The following is a 20,904-nucleotide window of genomic DNA, read 5'->3' as shown; positions in this document are numbered from 1 at the left end:
CGATGGCAATGACTTATCGAACGATCATCGTAGAAGACGAGGCGTTGATTCGTCGCAATGTGTCGCGCAAATTTCGGGAGCTGGATTCCCGGTTCGAAGTCATCGGAGAGGCGCGGAACGGCCGTGAAGCGCTGCAATTGATGGAGCAAACGGTCCCCGATCTCGTAGTGACGGACATTCAGATGCCGGTGATGAACGGGTTGGAGTTGGCCAAACATCTATATTTCGCCTACCCGCATGTGAAGATCGTCATTTTGAGCGGCCATCATGAATTCGAGTACGCGCGGCAGGCGATCAGCTACAAAGTGGAGGATTATCTGCTCAAGCCGTTAAGGGAAGATCAGCTGCGAGCGCTGCTGGATGCGATGGAAATCAAGCTGGGCCATGCTGCGGATTCGCTCACCCATGTCAGCGCCGTGACGGAGGAGCAGGCGCAGCCGGAGGATATCGCCGATGCGGTGAAGCTCTACCTGAAACAAAATTACATGCATGAGATCACGCTGCAGGACATGGCGGGGCAGCTGCATTTCAGCGTCGATTATTTGGGGAAATGCTTCAAAAAGGTCACCGGGGAAACGCCGCTCAAATATTTGACCGGGCTGCGGCTGAACGAGGCCAAGCGGATGCTGGCTGCCCATGAAGACATGGATATCAAGAGCGTGGGCAGAGCGGTAGGGTACGGGGACTCCCACTATTTCAGCCGGATTTTCAAAAACAAAACGGGACTGTATCCCAGCGATTACCGGCAGCAGTGCGCGCAACGAAAAAAAGCCCAGTCTGCGCATCAGGGTGACGTGAGCTGATCGGCAGGGCTATTACTGGGCCATCGCTTCTTCGGTAATTTTGCGGATGTCGATCGGGGAGAGAAGTCCTTCCTGCACGATATCGGGGAGAATGTGATCGAGGAAATAACGCACGCAGTGCAGGTCGATGTTTTTGATCTTGATCAGGGCGTAGCGGTACATGACGATAAACTCTTTCTCGGTATTGCCGCGCTGCATTTCAGCGAATGCTTCGTACACCTGGTCCATCTTGTCGGCAACTTCAAGGATCAAACCTTCGACACTGTGATCCTTGCCTTCGCGCAGTTGTCTGCGGAAGATGGGTTGAAATTGCTCGGGGATGTTCTCATCGATGAAATGGGCCACCATGCCTTCTTCGACTTGCTGCAGCATGGAGCGAAGTTCAAGGGAATAATGTTTGACCGGGGTTTTGATGTCGCCGATGAAAATTTCGCCATAATCATGGCTGCTCGTAATCTCGTAGAGCTTCTTCCAATCAATGGCCACGCCATTCAATTCCTCGATATCGGCCAACGTTTTGGCGTACTGCACGACTTTCCAGGAATGCGCCGAGACGCTGTGCTCCTCGAATTTGAACTTGCCCGGAGTACGGATAATGCGTTCAAGATCGTTCAGTGATCGAAAGTACGTATGAATGCCCATGGAGTGATCATCCTTTGCTGTAGTATGAACCGACTATACTCCAGATCTGTCAACGCAGTATTAACGAACGTAGACGATTCGGTAATAACGGGATCAGCGTCTTCCTGGAAACACAAAAACCACAGAGTTCTCTTCCGCTCCATATGTGAGCGGTTGCTGAGTTCCGTGGTTTTATTATGCCTCTGTAATGAGAAGGCATTCGGGGAGAGCAACATTCCCAGGGTTGCCTTTTTCTTGTGTTAGCTTTTACGGCCTTGCTTTTTTGCGTACAGGGGACACGTACCAATACGCCATGCCGACAAAAAGCGCTCCGCCGACGATATTGCCCAGCGTAACCGGAATCATGTTATGGAACCAGCCTGCGAGCGTAATCGTATCCGGATGGTTCGGAAGAAGCCAGGACAGGGAAAGCAGCGTCATATTGGCCACGCTATGCTCGTATCCGCTGGCGATAAAGGCGTACAGGCACCACCAGATCAGCACCAGCTTGGCGATGTCTTCCTTGGAGCGGGCGGACATCCAGATGGCGAGACAGACGAGCCAGTTACACAGGATGCCGCGAAAGAACAGCTCGGTAACCGGGGCGGCCATTTTTTTGGCCGATACGGCAAAAATAATATGCTCCGGGGCCGCGCTTTTGAATAGACCGCTGCCCAATATCAGCAGGCAGAGCAGCACGGCGCCGATCAGGTTGCCAAGGAAGACGAGGCCCCAGTTTTTGAGCGTATCTTTCACGGTGGTGCGCCCGGCGAGCGTGCTCATCGTAAAAAACATGTTATTGCCCGTAAACAGCTCGGAACCGGCAAAAATGACCAGGGTGAGCGCAAGTCCGAAGGACATGCCCATCAGCATCATTTGCAGGGGCGATTTGGCCGCAAGCAGCGGAGCGCCGATGCTGAAAATGAGAATGATGCCCAGACCCACGTAAGCGCCCGCCATCAGGGCGGATACCATATAGCGCGGCAGGCTGTTGTTCATCGCGTCCCGCTTTTTGACGGCGGCTTCAATAATGCCTTCAACATTAGGTGTGTACATGTCGTTTTCCCCCATTAAGGAACTCAAATAAAAGGTTTGCGATACAGCGAAGGCGCTGGCGAGTTATATGGAGATCCAGACTCGGCCATCCTCAATTTTTACCGGATACATGCGGACTTGACCCTCATCGGGAGCTTGCACCAAGCCTGTGCTGAGGTCGATTTTCCAATCGTAGAGCGGGTCGTACAAATAATGTCCTGACACGATGCCTTCCGCCAGCGGTCCGCCTTTAGGGTGAGGATTGCTGTTGTCCACAGCGAATACAGTCCCGTCGGAAGCACGGAAAACGGCCAGCTCATGGCCCTCAATATCAACCACTCTTCCGATGCGCGGCAGAAATTCCTCAATCTCTCCCGCTGCGAAATACGTTCCCGTTTGCTTGGTCGTCATATGAATCTCTCCTTTGTCTGTAATGATCATCTATGAAAACCCCGACCGAGGCCGGGGCGGAAGGTGCCTGGGTTTATGGACGAGCTGCCACCTCGATGCCTTGAAAGAGCTTGCTTTGTCCTTGTTCGTTCCGCAATGCTTTTTTCCAAGGGTCCTCGACTTGCTGTAAGGCGAACTCGATTCGGGCCATCAATGCTTTGCGTTCCTCGATATTGTCTACCACGACCGACCGGATCTGCTCTAGTCCGATGCGCTCTACCCACTCCGACGTCCGCTCCAGATAATTGCCTGTTTCGCGGTAATATTGGATGATCGCGCCGCACAGCTCGATCAGCTCCTCGTCGGTTTTCACTTTGCAGAGCGAGTCGGCCAAGCGGGCTTTGATGCCGCCATTGCCGCCGATGAACAGCTCCCAGCCGCCATCGTTGCCCACGATCCCGATATCCTTCGTGCACGATTCCGCGCAGTTCCGCGGGCAGCCGTTCACGGCCATCTTGAATTTGGCAGGCAGATCAAGGCGTTCGAACTTGCGCTCCAGCAGCGCGCCCATGGCCATCGAATCCTGCGTACCGAAGCGGCAGAATTGCGATCCAACACATGTTTTGACCGTGCGCAGCGATTTGGCGTACGCGTAACCTGAAGGCATATCCAGTTCGGCCCATACTTGTGGCAGGTCTTCTTTCTTAACCCCGATCAGGTCGAGCCGCTGCCCGCCCGTTACTTTCACGGCTTTGACGTCGTATTTCACCGAAATGTCGGCAATGCGTTTCAGTTCCTCCGGCGTAGTTACCCCGCCATACATGCGAGGTACAACGGTATACGTACCGTCTTTTTGAATGTTGGCGTTCATGCGTTCGTTCACGAAACGAGATTCTTTCTCGTCCTCATGGGTGTCGGGGTAAATCATGCCCAGGTAATAGTTGATGGCTGGACGGCATTTCGAGCATCCCTCAGGCTGGGACCAACCAAGCACGTTCATGACTTCTTTGCTTGTTTGCAGTCCTTTTTCCCGGATTTCGGCCACGATTTCGTCCCGGCTCAGCGAGGTACAGCTGCAGATGCCTTGTTTGGCTCCGCTTGTGAAGCCGTCTCCAAGTACATATTGCAAAATCTGTTCCACGACCGGTTTACAGCCGCCGCAAGAACGGGTTGCACCCGTGCAGGCTTTGATCTCGTCCACGCTGCTCAGCCCTTGATTGGTAATGGCATCCACGATGGCCCCTTTGGTAACGCCGTTGCAGCCGCAAACGATCTCGTCTTCAGGCATCGTTTCCACGGAGGTAGCCTTTTTGTGGCCGCCGCAGCCGGTACCCATGAGTGAAGCGTACAGGTCATCGGTCATTACCGCCTGTTGTTTGATCCATTTTTGCAGCTCGGCCGAATCGGAGATGTCCCCGAACAGCACGGCCCCGACCATGATGTTGTCGCGCAGCAATATTTTTTTGTACGTGCGTTTCCAGTCGTCTTTGTGCGAAATGATCGTATGTTCGGGACGATCAAGGAATTCACCTGTCGAGAACACGTCGACGCCCGAGATTTTCAGTTTCGTGGATACCACCGAGCCTTCATACGGGGCGGTTTCCACGCCGCAAATATGTTTCGCCAGAACCATGCCCTGTTCGAACAATGGGGCAACGAGGCCGTAACAGGTGCCGCGATGCTCGGTACACTCGCCGACAGAATAGACGTTTTCCATCGAGGTTTGCAAATAATCGTTAACCACGATCCCGCGGTTCACTTCGATGCCGCTCTCGCGGGCCACGCTTGTGTTTGGCTTGATGCCGACCGCCATCACGACGAAATCCGCATCCAGCACCGAATCGTCGGCGAATCGAAGGCCCTGCACGCGCTCGCCGCCGATCAACTCCTTCGTTTCCGCGCCCATTTTGAATTTGATGCCTTGTCGCTCCAGTTCCGCCTTCAGCATGGCTGCGGCTTGCGGATCAAGCTGACGCTCCATCAAGTCCTGCATCAAGTGCACCACGGTAACGTCCATGCCGAGCTGCACGAGACCTTTAGCCGCTTCGAGGCCGAGGAGTCCGCCGCCGATGACCGCCGCTTTTTTGTATTGCTTGGCCGCCTCGAGCATTTCGTTGCAATCCGCGATGTCCCGGAAACCGACGACGCCCTGTTTGTCATGTCCCGGAACCGGAAGGATAAACGAACTGGAGCCTGTTGCGATGATCACTTTGTCATAAGGAATGGTTGTGCCCGCGTCGGTTACGACTTCGCGTGTTTCCGCGTCAATCCGTGTAGCGGTTGTGCCTGTATGCAGTGTAATGCCGTAGTCCGCATACCAGTGCAGATCGTTCAGCACGATGTCGTCGATCGTTTTGCTGCCTTCCAGCACATAAGAAAGCATGATGCGATTGTAGTTGGGATAAGGTTCTGTTCCAATGACGGTAATGTCAAAGCGGGAGCTGAGTTTCAGAATTTGCTCCACCGTGCTGATTCCTGCCATGCCGTTTCCGATAATAACTAACTTTTCTCTATTCCCGTTCATGTGTATATGCCTCCTTGGATGTACACTGTGCGTTACCACGAATTTTAGTGGTCCATATTTGAATCATACATGACATAGCCGACATATTATGTGATATTTTTCACTAATAACGATAAAACGATCACTAATTTAAAAGTGTGACGGGGCTCACGAAAACGAAAATTTATTATTTGTGTTTTTCATGTATGAATGGGATATACGCGCTACTACCACAAAATGGAGGATCAAGGCAAACGATGAATGCGAACTATTGTTCTTATTTCGCTTTCATTGTATGATAAAAGACGGACCGTCCCTGTTCCCTATTTTTGCGAAAGGATGTTATGGCATCATGATGGGAAGATCCCACCTCATTATCGGGACAGGCGTTTCTCTTTCTGTCCTTCAATTTGCGGGCGTGCCTGTAACCGTTCCTGCCGTTGCCGCGGCGTTAATCGGTTCGCTGCTGCCGGACATCGACGAACCGAATTCCTTGCTGGTGTCCAAGGCGCTGCCAAACGGCTTGCTTCGGCTGCTGCAAACGATTCTGCTTCCTGCGGCCGTGTTCGTTTATTTTGTCGTTCCGGCCAAACCGTGGAATTTGCTGCTTGCCGCGCTGATCGCGCTCGTTTCGTTTTTGCCGTCCAGGTCGCTGCGCAAGGTGTTGATGTTTGCGATCGGGCTTGGCCTTGTGTTTTATGGCCATTCGCTTGCACCCTGGAACTTGATCGGGGGAAGCTTGCTCATGCTCTGCACCACGCTCACGCATCGGGGGCTTACGCATACGCTGTATGGAACCGCCGTATGGACGGGGCTGTTGTATGCGACAACCCAGCAGCAGCAGGGGGATGCCATCTGGCTGGCCGGAGGTTCGGCTTATGCCATGCATCTTCTTGCCGATTCGCTGACGAATCGCGGCATCAAGCCGTTGCCGCCATTGAAGTGGCGGATCCGCGCCAACTTGATGAGCACCGGATCAAGGCATGGGGCCGTGGTTGAAAACGTATGTATCGTGTTGACGCTGATTTTGGCCTGGATCGCCTTTTCGCCGATGTTTTTATGAATGGCCGGCCAGGCAACCGCAAATGACGTTCGAACCAAAAATGCCAGTTCCGATGATGCGGGACTGGCGTTTTTTTAACTATGCGCAGCCATAGAGCAAATCCGCTTCGCATGTTGAATGGTTTAGCCGCTGGTGGGTGCACCGGACAGAGTTTCGATGTCCGTTGATCCGAACACGAACAGCATAATAAGAATGAAAGCAATCAGCAATTCGGCAAAGCCGACGCCATCGAAAGCGGATGATTCCACAACAATCCCTCACCTTCCGCATCCTGCATCAGGAATTCATTCGCTGCTGGAAAACCTGAATGATGTCATTGATGGTCATATCTCCATTCTGATCCAGAAAATCCTTCAATTGATCCGCATTGCTCGGTTGAAAATCCTTCAACGTTTTATATCGTCCCGTCAAGGTAACCAGCAAGGTTGCTCCCCGGAATAGCGTAACGGCGTCAACTCTTAATTTGCCGCTAACAAGCAAAGCCGCGACGATGAAAGCCAGTTTTTTGCTTGAAAGGCTTCCGTTCAGCAGATCGTTGGCTACGTTCGTTTTATTTGAATTTTTATTGGATGATCTGGTTGTTTTCCCTTTCCTTCCGGTTGCCATCACGGATCACCTGCTGTTTTCTCGGTTTGGAACTTGCTTATGTATTCTATCTTATGAAATCTTCGGATGAAAGGTTCTCGACCTGAAAAGAAATAGGGGCTGACCCTCGTCATTTTCATGACCTACGGGACAGCCCCAATCTGTTATTACGATCGCTCAGGCGTTATCAATAATGGTATTCAGCGTGGTCCGGTCCAGACCTTTGACCAGCTTCACGAGCAGCTCTTTCGCCGCATCGTAATCATCCGTATGGATAATGGAAGAAGACGTATGGATGTAGCGCGCGCAAATGCCGATGACCGTAGAAGGCACCCCGATGCCGCTCAGATGAACCTGTCCGGCGTCCGTGCCGCCCGGAGAGATGAAATACTGCATTTTGATCTGATTCGTGGAAGCCGTATCCTGCACGTATTCCACAATGCCGCGGTGGGTGAACATGGTCGGGTCGAAGATTCGCAGCAGGGCGCCTTGGCCGATATGTCCGAACGATTGTTTGTCGCCGGTCATGTCATTGGCTGCACTGCAATCGAGTGCAAAGAAAATGTCAGGCTGAATGAGGCTCGCTGCCGTACGAGCACCGCGTAGACCCAGTTCTTCCTGAACGGTTGCGCCGCTGTAGAGCGTGTTCGGCAGCTGTTCTTTGTGCAGTTCCTCCAAAAGTTCCAGCGCCAAGCCAACCCCGTAACGGTTATCCCAAGCTTTCGCCATGATTTTTTTCGGATTGGCGAGCGGTGTGAACTCGCAGATCGGCACGATCTGCATGCCTGGATGGATGCCCCATGATTCGGCTTCTTCCCGGTTATCCGCTCCGATGTCCAGATACATGTGGTTCAGATCGACGGGTTTGCTGCGTTGGGATTCGTCCAGCAAATGGGTAGGTGTCGATCCGACTACGCCTGTAATCCGGCGATCGGGCGTAATGATCTGCAATCGCTGCGACAGCACGGCCTGGCTCCACCATCCGCCGAGTGGACGGAACTTGATCATGCCGGTCTCCGTAATGCCTGTCGTCATAAAGCCCACTTCGTCAAAATGACCGGCTACCATGACTTTCGGTCCGGTTTCTTCCCCGCGCAGTACGCCGAAAAGACTTCCCAATCGGTCCTGAACGAATTCTTGCGTGTAAGCCGACATTTGTTCTTTCATCCAAGCGCGCAGTTCGCGCTCAAAACCCGAAACGGACGGAAATTCGGTCAATGTGCGAAACATGTCCAGCGTTTTTTGATTCATGCATAACCAACTCCTCTGTTTGTATGTAAGGTAAACGAAGTCGCGGCAGAACGGCTGCCGGACGGATGGCTTTCCGGAAAAGGAAAGACAAATTAACCACTGGTCACATCATAGTATGAACGTTGTTATCCCAAATGTCCATGTTTGCGTCATGTATAGGAAAGGTGGAATAACCCACAGCCGCGTAGAAGGTCTGCAAATCTCCGCACATGCCCCTGTCTGGCAGCATGGTTTGTGAATATGCATAACTGGAACGGACTCGGACCCCTGAAGGAGATGGAGACAACGATGAAGCCGGATTACCAGAGAAAAGAAGAGATCATCATCATCGTACTGTTTATGCTGCTCGTGATCGTCCTGATTTATTTGTGACGCTAGAGTATTGAAACCTCCGACATCCGGTTGCGGGCTTGAGCTGCTTTGGAAATAAATGCCTCGATTTGCCGGATACATAACCTTGGGAGCAATAACAAACAATGTAGAGAGGAATTGACTCCAACATGCTGTGAGCAGCGTGATTCCATTTCGAAGGAGGTCTTCACCTTGCCAACTCAAACGAAGGGATTCGGCAGTGGGAAAAAAGCATCGTCCATATCCATCAGCGAGCAGGAGTACAAGAAGGTTGCCAAAAAACATGAACCGGCACGGCCGATCTGGGGCAATTGCGTTAAGGCCTTTTTTGTGGGCGGCACGATCTGCCTGATCGGACAAGCGATCCAACAGGCTTTTATGGCAGGCTTTGACATGACGTCCAAGCAAGCGTCAAGTCCTACCGTGGCGGTCATGATTTTGATTTCGGTCATTTTGACGTGTTTGGGCGTTTACGACAAAATCGCCCAATGGGCCGGAGCGGGAACGGCCGTGCCTGTAACCGGGTTCGCCAACTCCATGTGTTCCGCCGCGCTTGAGCATCGGGCGGAGGGCCTTGTCCTCGGCGTCGGTGCGAACATGTTCAAGCTGGCCGGCTCGGTCATCGTCTTTGGCGTCGTCGCCGCGTTTATTATCGGCGTCGTGTATGCCTTTCTCGGATTCGGGGGTGGGCATTTATGAAAAGGGTCGGCCGTCAGACCTGGCAGTTCGACAGCCGTCCCCGTCTCATCGGCCGAGCGACGGTCGTAGGGCCGGACGAGGGGCAGGGACCGCTCGCTTCCGATTTCGACTATGTATACGACACGCTTGAAATGGGCGAGAAGACGTGGGAGAAAGCGGAGCGCAAACTGCTGGAAAAAGCGACTCAACTGGCGCTGATCAATGCCAATATCACCAAGGAGGAGCTTCATTTCTTCGTTGGCGGTGACCTGATGAACCAGATCATTAGCAGCTCCTTTTCCGCAAGGCAGCTGGGAGCGCCTTATTTGGGCGTGTTCGGGGCGTGCTCCACATCGATGGAAACGCTGGCGCTGGCCTCCATGATCGTCGATTCCGGAGCCGGAGATTACGTGTTGGCCGGTACGGTGAGCCACAATTGCACGGTGGAGAAGCAGTTCCGCTATCCGACGGAATACGGCTCGCAGAAGCCGCCGTATGCCCAATATACCGTTACCGGTTCAGGCTGCGGCGTCGTGGCTCGTACCGGAGAAGGCCCTGCCGTTACAAGGGCAACCATCGGAAGAGTCATGGACATGGGCATTAAGGATCCGTTCAACATGGGCGCTGCGATGGCTCCTGCAGCAGCCGATACCATCGTCTCCCACTTCCGGGATACCCAGCTTGACCCCAGTTATTACGACCTGATCGTCACCGGCGATCTGGCTTCCGTGGGACTGCCGATCACAAAGGAATTGCTTCAGAAGGAAGGTATCTCTATGGAGCAGACGACGTTCAACGATTGCGGTTTGATGATCTATGATCGGGACAAGCAGCCCCAAGTCGTTGCAGGAGGCAGCGGCTGCGGTTGTTCGGCGACTGTAACGTATGGCCACATATTGAACCGAATGCAGGAAGGCGAACTGAAGCGGGTGCTCGTCGTTGCTACAGGGGCTTTGCTGTCCCCGCTATCGTACCAACAGGGTGAAAGCATTCCATGCATCGCGCATGCGGTCGCCATTGAAAAGGAGGATTAAACGATGCAGTTTTTGTGGGCTTTTATCATCGGGGGCCTCATCTGCGTGATTGGGCAAATTTTGATGGACGGCGTCAAGCTGACCCCTGCGCATACGATGAGTACGCTGGTCGTGGCTGGTGCGTTGGCTGATGCGTTCGGATGGTACGATCCGCTTGTCAAGTTCGCTGGCGCGGGGGCATCCATTCCGATTACGAGCTTTGGCAACTCGTTGGTTCATGGGGCGCTGACCGAATTGGAACGCGATGGATGGCTCGGTGTCATTACGGGCATCTTTGACGTGACCGCGGCGGGCATTTCCTCGGCGATTATTTTTTCCTTTCTGGCGGCATTGGTCGTCCGTCCCAAAGGATAATCGCCGGGCGTTCAGCGGCAAAAAGCAAAATGGCAATGGCCCGGTAATCTCCGGGCTTTTTTGTCGTAAATGGACAAACTTTGCGGCAGAGGCGGCGGCTGGAAACAAATTGCGATTTCCTTCGAGTGTACTCAGGACCTACAATCATGTACAATAAAAGGAAATCTGTTTGCTTTTTTAGGAGGTTTAGACCAAATGCCTGTGCGCAAAGAATCGATCCAAATCATTTCGGCAGTCCGTTCCAATCTGGAATCGTGCATTATGGGGAAATCCTTTGAAATCCAGCTTTTGCTCACAGCATTGCTTGCAGGTGGACACGTGTTGATCGAAGACGTACCCGGAACCGGCAAGACGCAGCTGATCAAGGCCTTATCCAAATCGATGCGCGGCGAATACCGCCGCATTCAATGTAATCCTGATATATTGCCAAGCGACATTACTGGAGTATCGGTATTCCATCCGCGCGACGAGCGCTTTTATTTCCGTCCGGGTCCTGTCATGACCAACATTCTGCTCGCGGACGAAATCAACAGGGCGACCACCAAAACCCAATCCGCTCTGCTGGAAGTCATGGAGGAGCGCAGCGTGACCGTGGACGGCGATACGTACGATTTGCCACATCCGTTCATGCTTTGCGCCACGCAAAATCCCATCGACTTTGAAGGGACGTATACGCTTCCCGAGGCGCAGCTGGACCGTTTTATGCTGAAGATCAGTCTGGGTTATCCGGACAAGGATATTGAAAAAACGCTGCTGAAGCAGCACCAGTCGGGACAGCCCGTCGACCGGCTCGAGTCGGTGACCAACATGGAACAGATCTCGGTGATCCAGCAGGAAATCAAGGATGTGTTCCTTGGCGAGCCGGTCATGGACTATCTGCTCGACATCGTTCGCAGCACGCGCTCCCACCCGTCGGTATTGCTGGGTGCCAGCCCGCGGGCAGCCATCTCGTTTATGATGGCCGTGAAAGCTTTCGCGTTTTTGCAGGAACGCGATTACGTGCTTCCGGACGACGTGAAAACGATGGCTCCTTACGCTCTGGCGCATCGAATCGTGCTCCGTCCGGAGGCAAGGCTGGACAGCATGAGTTCAGGAGCCGCGCTTGCTTCCATCCTGCATCAGGTCCGCGTGCCTGTCACGATGGGGCAATAAAATCATGAAACAGATCATGGGTTCGGTCAGAAAAAAGCTACGCCATCCCCGCGCGTGGAGCATCGCGGCAGTGTGGCTGTGCTGTCTGGCTTACGTTTTGTTTCAGGGAGGCAAAACGTCCATTATGCTGTTGTCGATGGTAACCTTGTTGTGCGTGTATCTCGTCATTGCGGGTTTGGGCGGGGTTAGGCGTGCCAGAGGGGAACGTTTCCTTTCGTCGGGTCAGGATCACGAGGAGCTTCTGCACGCGGGAGACCAGGTCCAGGTTCGGTTGCGATTGAGCATTCCAGGATTTCTGCCTCTTCCTTATGTCGTCGTAAAGGAAATGCTGCGACGCCATAACGGCGAATCCTGGTCTTTCCGGGAAAGCCTGCTGCCGAATATGCGGGGGACGGGGGAACTGACCTTTCAGACGCCTCCGTTGGAAAGAGGGAAATATGCGTTTCTGGATACCGAGTGCACCAGCGAGGATATATTCGGTCTCGTTCAGCACAAAGGCACCTTCAAGGCGCATAGCGAATTCAGGGTTCTCCCCCGAACCGTGTTCATTCCGTTTTGGCAGCTGTATGACCGCAAGTCGAGATTGGCAGGGCCGCAGACGGCGATGACGCGTTCGCGGCGCGAAACGACCCAAATCAACGGGGTGCGGGATTACGTATACGGTGACCGGTTATCCCGAATCCATTGGAACGCAACCGCAAGGACGGGAACGTGGAAATCGAAGGAGTTCGAACACGAATCCATTCCCAAAACGGTGCTTGTACTTGATGCGCTTGCCGCCAGCTACGCGGGATCGGAGGCGTTTGAACTGGCCGTATCCACCGTAGCCTCGCTGCTGGAGTATGGCACGCGGGAGAGAATGGGGATGGGACTCATGACGCTGTCGGACGAGCCTTCCCTGATTCCGCCCAGCGAGAGCTTGCTGGATCGGCAAAGGATGATTCATCATCTGGTGGACGTTCAACATGACGGTCGGGATGCACGCTTGCTGCCTGGTGTGGAAAGATTGGCACGCCAGCTGCCGCAAGGAGCCTATTTTGTCGTCGTTTCTCCCCAGAAGGATGAGAAGGTGCTTGAATTGCTGCGTTGGGCAGATCAGCGCGGCATGACGCCGTGCCACATTTTAGTAGATATCAAGGAAGAGCGGCAAAGCGCAGAATGGACTGCCCTGCTGCGAAGCCGGGGAACGAGGGCGTTTACGGTTTCCAGCCTGCAGGAGCTTCCGACCGTGATGGGAGGAGGAGCCGCATGAGCGCACCTATAGATTTGTCGAGAGGCAAACGGTCCTGGTACCATGCGGCATCCCTGCTTTGGATTTTCCTGATCGGGCTGCAGTGGATCTCGTTTACCGAGGAATCCTGGTACACGGAGACGACGTCGCTGGTGCTTTGGACGATGGCGGCGGTATGCGTTTTGGAGATTATATTGCCGCTTAAACTGTTGTATCGAACGGTCATCAAAGTCATCGCTATCTTTTTTATTTTGCATAAAACCTTAGTGGATTACTCGGTATATATCCCTTACGGAACGTTTACGGAGCGAACGGAGCAATTTCTGCTGCACATGGTTCCTTATGTCTGGTTTTCGCTGTGTGCATGGGCCATGCTGGAGGCGGCGCACCGGCTGGTGACAACGAAACGGCGCATTCTTGTCTTTTTAGGGATCAACATCGTGTCCATGGGCATTTTGGATTCGTTCACCCGGATTCCGCTCTGGACCGAAGTGGCTTGGGTCATGTTTGCGGGGATGGGGTGGCTGGTATGCCAGCATTTCCGCAGCTTCCAATTGCAATATCCGCAAGGGTGGAAACGGCTGATTCGGTATCCGTACAAAATTATCGCCAACATTGCCATCATTTTTTCATTGATCATCGTGGCGAGCGTAAATATGCCCGAGGTTCCGCCAACCCTGACGGACCCGTATACGGCATGGCGGAACTATACCGGAAGCGGTTCGATCGAGGCGGGAAACGGTACGCTGGACATCCCAACCTCCACCGAGTCCGGGTACAGCCGGGAAGACAACCAGTTGGGCGGAGGATTCAATTTTGACTATACTCCCGTCATGTCGGTCACGACCAGTGAGCGCAGTTATTGGCGCGGGGAAACGCGGGAAGAATATACAGGCACGGGCTGGGACGACAACCGCAGAGTATCGGCCGAGGCCGTGCAGCCTGGCGAGGCATTGGAGAACAACGATGCGGGCAGCGGGAAAACGAAGCAGGTTACGCAGAAAGTCACGATGCTGAACGACAACGTTTATCCCATTTTGTTCGGTGCCTATTCGATCTCCGAGGTAAGCTCGGTGGAAGGCGAGCAGCAGTCGAACCGCATGCTTTGGAACGCCGACCAGGCCGAACTGCATGTGGTGACGAACCGCAATCAGCCCCAATATCCCAAAACATATACAGTGGTATCCGAGGCCCCGGTCATCGTGGTGGATGAGCTACGAACCAAAACGTACGACGATTTGTACGATAGTCATCCGGCCGACGACATGTATTTGCAGATGCCTTCCAAATTTCCGCAGCGGGTTAAAGATCTCGCCAGCGAAATTACGGGGGCCGCAAGCACGCCGTATGAAAAGGTGGCATTACTGCAAAACTATTTGCAGCAAAACTTTAGTTACACGAACAACCCGGACTTGTCCCGGAAAGTCAGTGATGACTTCGTCGATGGTTTTTTGTTCGAAGTGATGGAGGGCTATTGCGACTATTTCTCTACGGCGCTTGTCATGATGGCCCGTTCCGAGGGCATTCCGGCACGCTGGGTTAAAGGATATGCTCCCGGGCAGCTGTCCCTGAACTCGGACATGCAGGCTCCGCGCCAGCCGGGTGCCGATATCGAAACGACGTATACCGTAACGAATGCGGATGCCCACTCCTGGGCCGAAATCTACTTCGGCGAATACGGATGGATTCCGGTTGAAGCGACGCCGGGCTTTGACATGCCGCTGTTGACCGAATTGCCGGAGGTGCAGCCTGCGGACGAGCCGGAAGAGCAACCGGAAGAAGAGCAGGTGCAGGAAGAAGAGGAGCAGGCAGCGGCACCGGAGCAGGCCAAGTCTGCGCTTCCGTCCTTCGTGATCTGGATGGCCAGTGCAATCCTTGTGCTGTGGATCGGATATATGTTTTGGCGCAGCCGGTTGTCGCTTCGTTTCCTGCTGCTCCGGCTTCGGAGCGGCGGCCCGCTGACGCCAGAGCAAAAAGTGATTGCGGAAACGGAGCGCTGGCTTCGTTACGCGCAGCGAAAAGGGCTGAAGCGGAGCGGCGACGAAACGCTGCGGGAATCGGTGGTTCGTTGGAGCCAGGCGAAACCGGCGGCGGCGGGGACCTTCGGGGAGCTGCTCCGCACGTTCGAGCAGGCCAGATATAGTCCGGCGACCGTTCATGCCGATGACTGGAAGAAGGTTTATGAGACAGCCCAGAGGCTGCGCAAGGAACTGAAAGCGGAACAGGCCTAAGCCTCGGCCTGTCCCGTTTTTTCCTTTTTCTTGTCCGGCAGGGCTGGATGCATTTTCAGGGAAGATGGATTTGTGATATAGTGTGTCGTATGAAACTGAGGTGACTTTTTTTGTTTAAAATGCTGATGCCCAAACTTCGGGTGGACACGGTTTATGATATTGATTTGGAAGGACTGTATGCCCAAGGCTATCGCGGGATTATTACAGACCTGGACAATACGCTCGTCGGAGCCAAAGCGCCCGACGCCACGCCGGAGCTGATCGAATGGTTTGCGCGCGTGAAAGAGGTCGGCTTCAAGCTGATCATCGTATCCAATAACAATTTGAACCGCGTATCGGTATTTGCGACGCCGCTGGACATCCAATACGTGCACAGCGCGCGCAAACCGTCGAACGTGCCGTTCCGCAAAGCGATGAACATGATGGGCCTGACGCCGGAACAAACGATGGTCGTTGGCGATCAGATGCTTACGGATGTGTTTGGCGGCAACCGCCTCGGACTGTACACGGTGCTGGTGTTGCCCATCTCCATCGATGACGAAGGCTTCATGACCCGGTTCAATCGGCGCGTGGAGCGAATAGCCGTTACCCGTTTGAGCAAGAAAGGCTTATGGCTTGAGGAGGATAAAAAGAAATGACAGAAACGCATAACGGCCAACTTGCCGTGAAATGCAGCGGATGCGGTGCGCATCTGCAGACGGAAAATACGGAAAAACCCGGCTTCATCCCCGAGAAAGCGCTGGATCGCGAACCGGTCATTTGCCAGCGCTGTTTTCGCATTAAAAACTATAACGAATCCTCTTCCGTTACGGTAGACCAGGACGAATTCCTGGCGCTGCTCAGCAAAATCGGGAATAAGGACGCGCTTGTCATCCATATCGTGGATCTGTTCGACTTTGACGGCAGCATCATTTCCGGACTGCAGCGTTTCGTCGGCAACAATCCGGTGCTGCTGGTCGTCAACAAAACGGACCTTCTGCCCAAAGTAACGAATTGGAACAAAGTCCGCAATTGGGTGCAGAAACAGGCCAAGGAGCAAGGGCTGCGCACCGTGGACGTGGTGCTGTGCAGCGCCAAGCAGAATCAGGGCTTCGATCGTTTGCTTGAACTGGTGTCCGAGTACCGCGGGGACCGCGACGTATATGTCGTGGGCGGAACCAATGTCGGCAAATCGACCCTGATCAACCGGCTGATCCGCGACTACAGCGATCTGGAGCAGGAACTGACCACATCCCGTTATCCGGGAACGACGCTGGACATGGTGAACATTCCGCTGGACGATGGCAAACATATCATCGATACGCCCGGAATCATGTATCCATGGCGATTCAGCGAGATCGTGTCCCGCAAGGATCTGGGCGCGATCATGCCGGAAAAGCCGCTTAAACCGGCGGTATATCAATTGAATGCAGGCCAGACGTTGTTCTTTGGCGGCATGGCTCGCTTCGATTTCATCGAGGGAGACCGCCAATCCTTTACGTGTTATATCAGCAACGCATTAAGCATTCACCGCACGAAGCTGGAGCGTGCAGACGAATTGTACCGCGACCATGCCGGGGAGCTGCTGTCGCCGCCGACGCGCGAGAACGCGGCGGACATGCCTGAATGGACCCGGCACGAGTTCCGCATCAAACGCGGCAGCCAGTCCGACATTTTTATTTCCGGTCTGGGCTGGATCAAGGCGAACGGAGAGAACGGGGCACTGGTTGCGGTGCATGCGCCAAAAGGCATCCGCGTGCTTCTCCGCCCATCCTTGATTTAAAATGACGGTTGCGGCGAGCATCCCGGCCGATCGGAGGCGAATCGAATGACGGAATCGAAGAAAGAGCATGCTGCGCTTCCTGTCCTGCTTGGGGTAATGGGCGATCCTATCGCGCACTCCAAATCCCCGGCCATGCATAATGCGGCCCTGCAGGCGGCAGGCGTGAGCGGCATGTACATGCCGCTGCATGTACTGCCAGGGCAGCTGGAGGCGGCTGTTCGAGGCATTGTTGCCCTTGGTTATCTTGGCGTTAACGTGACCATTCCGCACAAGGAACAGGTTATGCAGTATCTCGACCATATCGACGAGAGCGCGCGGCTCATCGGGGCCGTGAACACCATCGTCAATAGAAACGGCAGGCTGACGGGCTACAACACGGACGGTATCGGATATGTCCGGTCCCTTAAGGAAGAAGCTGTGCCTGATCTCAAAGGCAAGAACATCGCCGTTCTTGGTGCCGGAGGAGCGGCCAGGGGCGTCATTTACGCTTTGGCCCTCGAAATGCCCGAACGGATCAGCATTTTGAACCGCACTGCGGCCCGGGCTGTTGCATTGGCTGCGGATCTGAGCAGCCATGGTCTCGGACAAATCGTGGGCAGCGGCATGGAACAAGCCGAATCGATATTGGCCGAAGCGGATATCGTCATCAACACAACGTCCGCGGGCATGCATCCCTATGTGGACGATGTTCCTGTAGATCCTGCATTTATTCGGGAGGGGGCGGCCGTAAGCGACCTGATCTATAACCCGCTGGAAACCCGCCTGCTGCAGGAAGCGAAGAAGCGCGGCTGCATCGTGCACGGCGGCTTGGGCATGTTTGTGTATCAAGGAGCGGTGGCTTTCGAGCACTGGCTCGGCGTACCTGCGCCGGTAGAAACGATGCGGCGCGCGGTATTGAACAGTTTTAACCTGTTAAAAATATAATTGAACGCTCAGGTTCGGAAATGACATTGAACGAGGTTGTTTTTGTTTTTTCCGTGACCTGCTCGGCATAAGGAGTTATGAAGGATTTATGTTAACCGGAAAACAAAAGCGCTTTTTGCGCTCGCAAGCACATCATTTGACCCCTGTATTCCAAATCGGCAAAGGAGGAACCAACGAGCATTTGTTCCGTCACATCGAGGAAGCGATCGAGAAACGTGAATTGATGAAAGTGCAGGTGCTCAACAACTGCCTGGACGACAAAAACGAAATCGCCGCAGAGCTGGCGCGCGAGACGGGCAGCGAACTCGTTCAGGTGATCGGCAGCACGATCGTTCTGTACAAGGAATCGCGCGACAACAAGCAAATTGAACTCCCTTAGGCGGTGAAGCGGGTGAAGATCGGCATCATGGGTGGAACGTTCGACCCGATCCATATGGGGCATCTGCTCGCGGCCGAGGCGGCCCGGGATTCGCATGCGCTCGACGAAGTCTGGTTCATGCCATCGCATGTGCCGCCGCACAAACGCGGGGCTGGAGCTTCGGGCCGGCAGCGTCTGGACATGACGACGGCTGCCGTGAAAGATGTGCAGCAGTACGAAGTGCTGGATATCGAAATGGAGCTGGGCGGTGTCTCGTATACGATCGATACGATGCGAGAGCTCTGGAGACGCTACCCGGAGCATGATTTTTATTTCATTATCGGAGCGGACATGGTGAACTATTTGCCCAAATGGGAACAGATCGAAGAGCTGGCAGCCCGTCTTACTTTCATCGGCGTAGGGCGACCCGGATTCCAGCTGCATCTGGATGATCTTCCTGACGAGCTGCAAGGCCGAGTGCTGCTGGCCGAGATGCCGCTGGTGGACATCTCCTCGACAGCCATACGCAGACGATTGGCAAGCGGCCATTCCGTCCGCTTCATGGTTCCCGATTCGGTTTACGAATACATTGTAAGGAGCGGTTTATATGGAGCTAAGCCGTGATGAATTAATCCGCGCCGTTTCCGGACAGATGCCCGAAAAGCGATGGAAGCATACGCAAGGCGTCATGGATTCGGCCGTGCGCCTTGCCGAAAAGTATGGCGCTGATCCGGTAAAAGCCGACTTGGCGGCGATTCTGCACGATGTGGCCAAATATTGGCCCGTCTCGGAGATGGAGGCCGTCATTCGCAATAACGGATTGAACGAGGAACTGCTGCGGCATGACAAACAATTGTGGCACTCCGAGGTCGGCGCATTCGTTGCCCGGCGCGATTACGGCATTGACGACCCCGAAATCCTTAATGCCATTCAGTGGCATACCTCAGGGAGAGTGGGGATGAGCCTGCTTGATAAAGTGGTATGTCTTGCCGACTATATTGAACCGGGCAGGGATTTTCCCGGCGTGGATCTGATCCGCGAACAGGCCGAGAAAAGCCTGGAGGCGGGGCTCATTGCCGGTTTTGATTCGACGATCAGCCTGCTGATCTCCCAGCGGCGCGTCATTTATCCGCTGACGATGCTGGCCCGGAATGATTTGATTTTACAACTATCGAACATGGAGGTTGGTTCATGACAATATCATCGAAAGAACTTATGAATATGGCGGTTACTGCCGCCGACGATAAAAAAGCGTCCAACATCGTTGCCTTGGATCTGAAAGGCATTTCCCTTGTAGCGGATTACTTCGTGATCTGTCACGGGAATTCCGATACGCAGGTGCAGTCGATCGCCACGGAAATTCGCAAACAGGCACACGCTGCCGGCGTCAATATCCGCGGCATCGAAGGCATGGATTCGGCGCGTTGGGTACTGATGGACCTTGGAGACGTGGTCGTTCACGTATTCCATCGGGATGAACGCGAATACTACAACATCGAGCGTCTGTGGTCTGACGCCAAAGTGGTGGAGACGGTATGAGTTTGATTGCGGGTACGATCGTTTCTTTGCCCGTTGCGCGCGAAGTGTCGCCGTACGGCTACTTCCTGACGACAGGCACGGAGGATGTATTGCTCCATTACACGGAACTGACTAGAGAAATCAAGATTGGCGAAACGTTGGAAGTATTTCTGTTTTTTGATACCGAGGACCGTCTCGCGGCTACGATGAAAAAGCCGCTGCTGACGCTGGGGGAAATGGGCCGCCTCGTCGTGGCTGATGTTCATCCTCGTTTAGGCTGTTTCCTCGAGATGGGACTTGGACGGCAGCTGCTGCTCCCGATTCGCGAATTGCCTGAGCTGCCTGAGCTTCACCCGCAGGTTGGCGATGAAGTGTTCGTGATCATGGAGCATGATAAGCAAGGGCGTTTGCGGGCCAAGCTGGCCGGCGAACGGGAGCTTGCTCCGCTGGCGTTCCATGCACCGACGACCTGGCTGAATCAATGGGTCGACGTCCTTGTGTACAAGCCGCTGCAAATGGGTACATTCGTGCTCGTCGAAGGCGGAGTGCTCGGTTTCGGGGCCATCGGCATGATTCATTCTTCCGAACGGAACCGGATGCTGCGCCTTGGCGAAAAGGTGAAATGCCGGGTAACGCTCGTTCGCGAGGATGGACGCGTAAATCTTGCGATGTCGCCTCGCAAGGAAGTTGGACGCAATGAGGACGCGGACATGCTGCTTGCGTTCCTCAAGGAACGTCCGACAGGCGGCATGCCATATTCCGATAGCACGCCGCCGGACATCATCAAGAAACGGTTCGGCATCAGCAAATCCGCGTTTAAGAGGGGCCTTGGCAAACTGATGAAAGAAGGGCTCGTGAAGCAAAAAGAAAGCTGGACATATCTCGCGGACGCGGTTCCTGCGGACGACGATCAACCTAAATAGGCGCTTCGCTTCCATTCCTTGACGGGCTTGCGACAGGATATATGCAGATCTGCACCCTACGGGCTTGGATCTGGCTCGATCCGGCAGCTGGTCACCTCTCGGAATAAAGCTGAATGCCGAATAAAGATGGCAGGGTA

The 20,904-nt window shown here is 54.1% G+C and carries 24 protein-coding genes; 17 read left to right on the top strand and 7 right to left on the bottom strand.

Features of this window, described 5'->3' with window-relative positions:
- Positions 1 to 2: 2 nt before the first annotated feature.
- On the top strand, positions 3 to 803 hold the full coding sequence (locus SNR34_RS22655) for a response regulator transcription factor (RefSeq protein ID WP_236421257.1): 801 nt from the start codon (positions 3 to 5) through the stop codon (positions 801 to 803).
- A gap of 12 nt (positions 804 to 815) precedes the next feature.
- On the opposite strand, the gene SNR34_RS22650 is transcribed toward SNR34_RS22655, so the two are convergent.
- From SNR34_RS22650 to nirB, 4 genes are all read right to left on the bottom strand, one after another.
- A complete protein-coding gene (locus SNR34_RS22650) occupies positions 816 to 1,445 on the bottom strand; it encodes a YfbR-like 5'-deoxynucleotidase (RefSeq protein ID WP_236421258.1) in 630 nt (209 codons plus the stop codon).
- Positions 1,446 to 1,691: 246 nt separating this feature from the next.
- Entirely contained in the window at positions 1,692 to 2,480 is a 789-nt protein-coding gene (locus tag SNR34_RS22645) for a formate/nitrite transporter family protein (RefSeq protein WP_339273896.1), read from the bottom strand.
- A gap of 63 nt (positions 2,481 to 2,543) precedes the next feature.
- Positions 2,544 to 2,870 (bottom strand): nitrite reductase small subunit NirD, encoded by a 327-nt coding sequence (gene nirD / locus SNR34_RS22640; protein WP_236421260.1) that lies wholly within the window; start codon positions 2,868 to 2,870, stop codon positions 2,544 to 2,546.
- Positions 2,871 to 2,943: 73 nt separating this feature from the next.
- Positions 2,944 to 5,373 (bottom strand): nitrite reductase large subunit NirB, encoded by a 2,430-nt coding sequence (nirB, locus tag SNR34_RS22635; protein WP_486180209.1) that lies wholly within the window; start codon positions 5,371 to 5,373, stop codon positions 2,944 to 2,946.
- 331 nt (positions 5,374 to 5,704) lie between these two features.
- On the opposite strand from nirB, the gene SNR34_RS22630 reads away from it, so the two are divergent.
- The gene (locus tag SNR34_RS22630) at positions 5,705 to 6,415 is read left to right on the top strand and encodes a metal-dependent hydrolase (RefSeq protein WP_236421262.1); all 711 of its coding nucleotides are present in this window, start codon (positions 5,705 to 5,707) and stop codon (positions 6,413 to 6,415) included.
- Positions 6,416 to 6,537: 122 nt separating this feature from the next.
- Here SNR34_RS22630 and SNR34_RS22625 read toward each other — a convergent pair whose 3' ends face one another.
- The 3 genes from SNR34_RS22625 to SNR34_RS22615 all read right to left on the bottom strand — a co-directional run bounded on the left by SNR34_RS22625 (position 6,538) and on the right by SNR34_RS22615 (position 8,251).
- Positions 6,538 to 6,663 carry a hypothetical protein gene (locus SNR34_RS22625; protein ID WP_290371509.1) on the bottom strand — a complete coding sequence of 42 codons (126 nt, stop codon included), beginning with the start codon at positions 6,661 to 6,663 and terminating at the stop codon, positions 6,538 to 6,540.
- Between the two features lie 28 nt (positions 6,664 to 6,691).
- The gene (locus SNR34_RS22620) at positions 6,692 to 7,021 is read right to left on the bottom strand and encodes a hypothetical protein (RefSeq protein ID WP_236421263.1); all 330 of its coding nucleotides are present in this window, start codon (positions 7,019 to 7,021) and stop codon (positions 6,692 to 6,694) included.
- Positions 7,022 to 7,177: 156 nt separating this feature from the next.
- Positions 7,178 to 8,251, bottom strand: coding sequence for a M42 family metallopeptidase (locus SNR34_RS22615; protein ID WP_236421264.1), 1,074 nt, complete (start codon positions 8,249 to 8,251; stop codon positions 7,178 to 7,180).
- A 234-nt stretch (positions 8,252 to 8,485) separates the two neighbouring features.
- Between SNR34_RS22615 and SNR34_RS22610 the strand changes: the two genes are divergently transcribed.
- The 15 genes from SNR34_RS22610 (at position 8,486) to SNR34_RS22540 (ending at position 20,767) form a co-directional block, all read left to right on the top strand.
- Positions 8,486 to 8,623 carry a hypothetical protein gene (locus tag SNR34_RS22610; RefSeq protein WP_339273894.1) on the top strand — a complete coding sequence of 46 codons (138 nt, stop codon included), beginning with the start codon at positions 8,486 to 8,488 and terminating at the stop codon, positions 8,621 to 8,623.
- Between the two features lie 171 nt (positions 8,624 to 8,794).
- Complete coding sequence (gene spoVAC, locus SNR34_RS22605; RefSeq protein WP_236421266.1) at positions 8,795 to 9,301, top strand: stage V sporulation protein AC; 507 nt, start codon at positions 8,795 to 8,797, stop codon at positions 9,299 to 9,301.
- Entirely contained in the window at positions 9,298 to 10,314 is a 1,017-nt protein-coding gene (spoVAD, locus tag SNR34_RS22600; protein WP_486180208.1) for a stage V sporulation protein AD, read from the top strand. Before spoVAC ends, spoVAD begins: the two co-directional genes overlap by 4 nt.
- A gap of 3 nt (positions 10,315 to 10,317) precedes the next feature.
- Positions 10,318 to 10,668 (top strand): stage V sporulation protein AE, encoded by a 351-nt coding sequence (gene spoVAE / locus SNR34_RS22595; RefSeq protein WP_236421268.1) that lies wholly within the window; start codon positions 10,318 to 10,320, stop codon positions 10,666 to 10,668.
- Between the two features lie 195 nt (positions 10,669 to 10,863).
- Positions 10,864 to 11,820: an AAA family ATPase gene (locus SNR34_RS22590; protein WP_236421269.1), complete on the top strand. Its 957-nt coding sequence runs from the start codon at positions 10,864 to 10,866 to the stop codon at positions 11,818 to 11,820.
- A 16-nt stretch (positions 11,821 to 11,836) separates the two neighbouring features.
- On the top strand, positions 11,837 to 13,072 hold the full coding sequence (locus SNR34_RS22585; protein ID WP_236421300.1) for a DUF58 domain-containing protein: 1,236 nt from the start codon (positions 11,837 to 11,839) through the stop codon (positions 13,070 to 13,072).
- On the top strand, positions 13,069 to 15,282 hold the full coding sequence (locus SNR34_RS22580; protein WP_486180207.1) for a transglutaminase TgpA family protein: 2,214 nt from the start codon (positions 13,069 to 13,071) through the stop codon (positions 15,280 to 15,282). Before SNR34_RS22585 ends, SNR34_RS22580 begins: the two co-directional genes overlap by 4 nt.
- A 110-nt stretch (positions 15,283 to 15,392) precedes the next feature.
- The gene (locus SNR34_RS22575; protein WP_236421271.1) at positions 15,393 to 15,920 is read left to right on the top strand and encodes a YqeG family HAD IIIA-type phosphatase; all 528 of its coding nucleotides are present in this window, start codon (positions 15,393 to 15,395) and stop codon (positions 15,918 to 15,920) included.
- Entirely contained in the window at positions 15,917 to 17,044 is a 1,128-nt protein-coding gene (gene yqeH, locus SNR34_RS22570) for a ribosome biogenesis GTPase YqeH (RefSeq protein WP_486180206.1), read from the top strand. Before SNR34_RS22575 ends, yqeH begins: the two co-directional genes overlap by 4 nt.
- A gap of 45 nt (positions 17,045 to 17,089) precedes the next feature.
- Positions 17,090 to 17,968: a shikimate dehydrogenase gene (gene aroE, locus SNR34_RS22565; RefSeq protein WP_486180205.1), complete on the top strand. Its 879-nt coding sequence runs from the start codon at positions 17,090 to 17,092 to the stop codon at positions 17,966 to 17,968.
- Between the two features lie 88 nt (positions 17,969 to 18,056).
- On the top strand, positions 18,057 to 18,347 hold the full coding sequence (gene yhbY / locus SNR34_RS22560) for a ribosome assembly RNA-binding protein YhbY (protein WP_236421274.1): 291 nt from the start codon (positions 18,057 to 18,059) through the stop codon (positions 18,345 to 18,347).
- 12 nt (positions 18,348 to 18,359) lie between these two features.
- On the top strand, positions 18,360 to 18,950 hold the full coding sequence (locus tag SNR34_RS22555) for a nicotinate-nucleotide adenylyltransferase (RefSeq protein WP_339273891.1): 591 nt from the start codon (positions 18,360 to 18,362) through the stop codon (positions 18,948 to 18,950).
- Positions 18,934 to 19,521 (top strand): bis(5'-nucleosyl)-tetraphosphatase (symmetrical) YqeK, encoded by a 588-nt coding sequence (gene yqeK, locus SNR34_RS22550; protein ID WP_236421276.1) that lies wholly within the window; start codon positions 18,934 to 18,936, stop codon positions 19,519 to 19,521. The genes SNR34_RS22555 and yqeK overlap by 17 nt, the downstream gene beginning before the upstream one ends.
- On the top strand, positions 19,518 to 19,865 hold the full coding sequence (rsfS, locus tag SNR34_RS22545; protein WP_236421277.1) for a ribosome silencing factor: 348 nt from the start codon (positions 19,518 to 19,520) through the stop codon (positions 19,863 to 19,865). Before yqeK ends, rsfS begins: the two co-directional genes overlap by 4 nt.
- Positions 19,862 to 20,767, top strand: coding sequence for a CvfB family protein (locus tag SNR34_RS22540; protein WP_236421278.1), 906 nt, complete (start codon positions 19,862 to 19,864; stop codon positions 20,765 to 20,767). Before rsfS ends, SNR34_RS22540 begins: the two co-directional genes overlap by 4 nt.
- Positions 20,768 to 20,904: the final 137 nt, after the last annotated feature.

The organism is Paenibacillus sp. XP01, from assembly GCF_057364885.1.
Note: the sequence above shows the minus strand (reverse complement) of the source record. Positions and strands in the feature narration are given on the sequence as shown.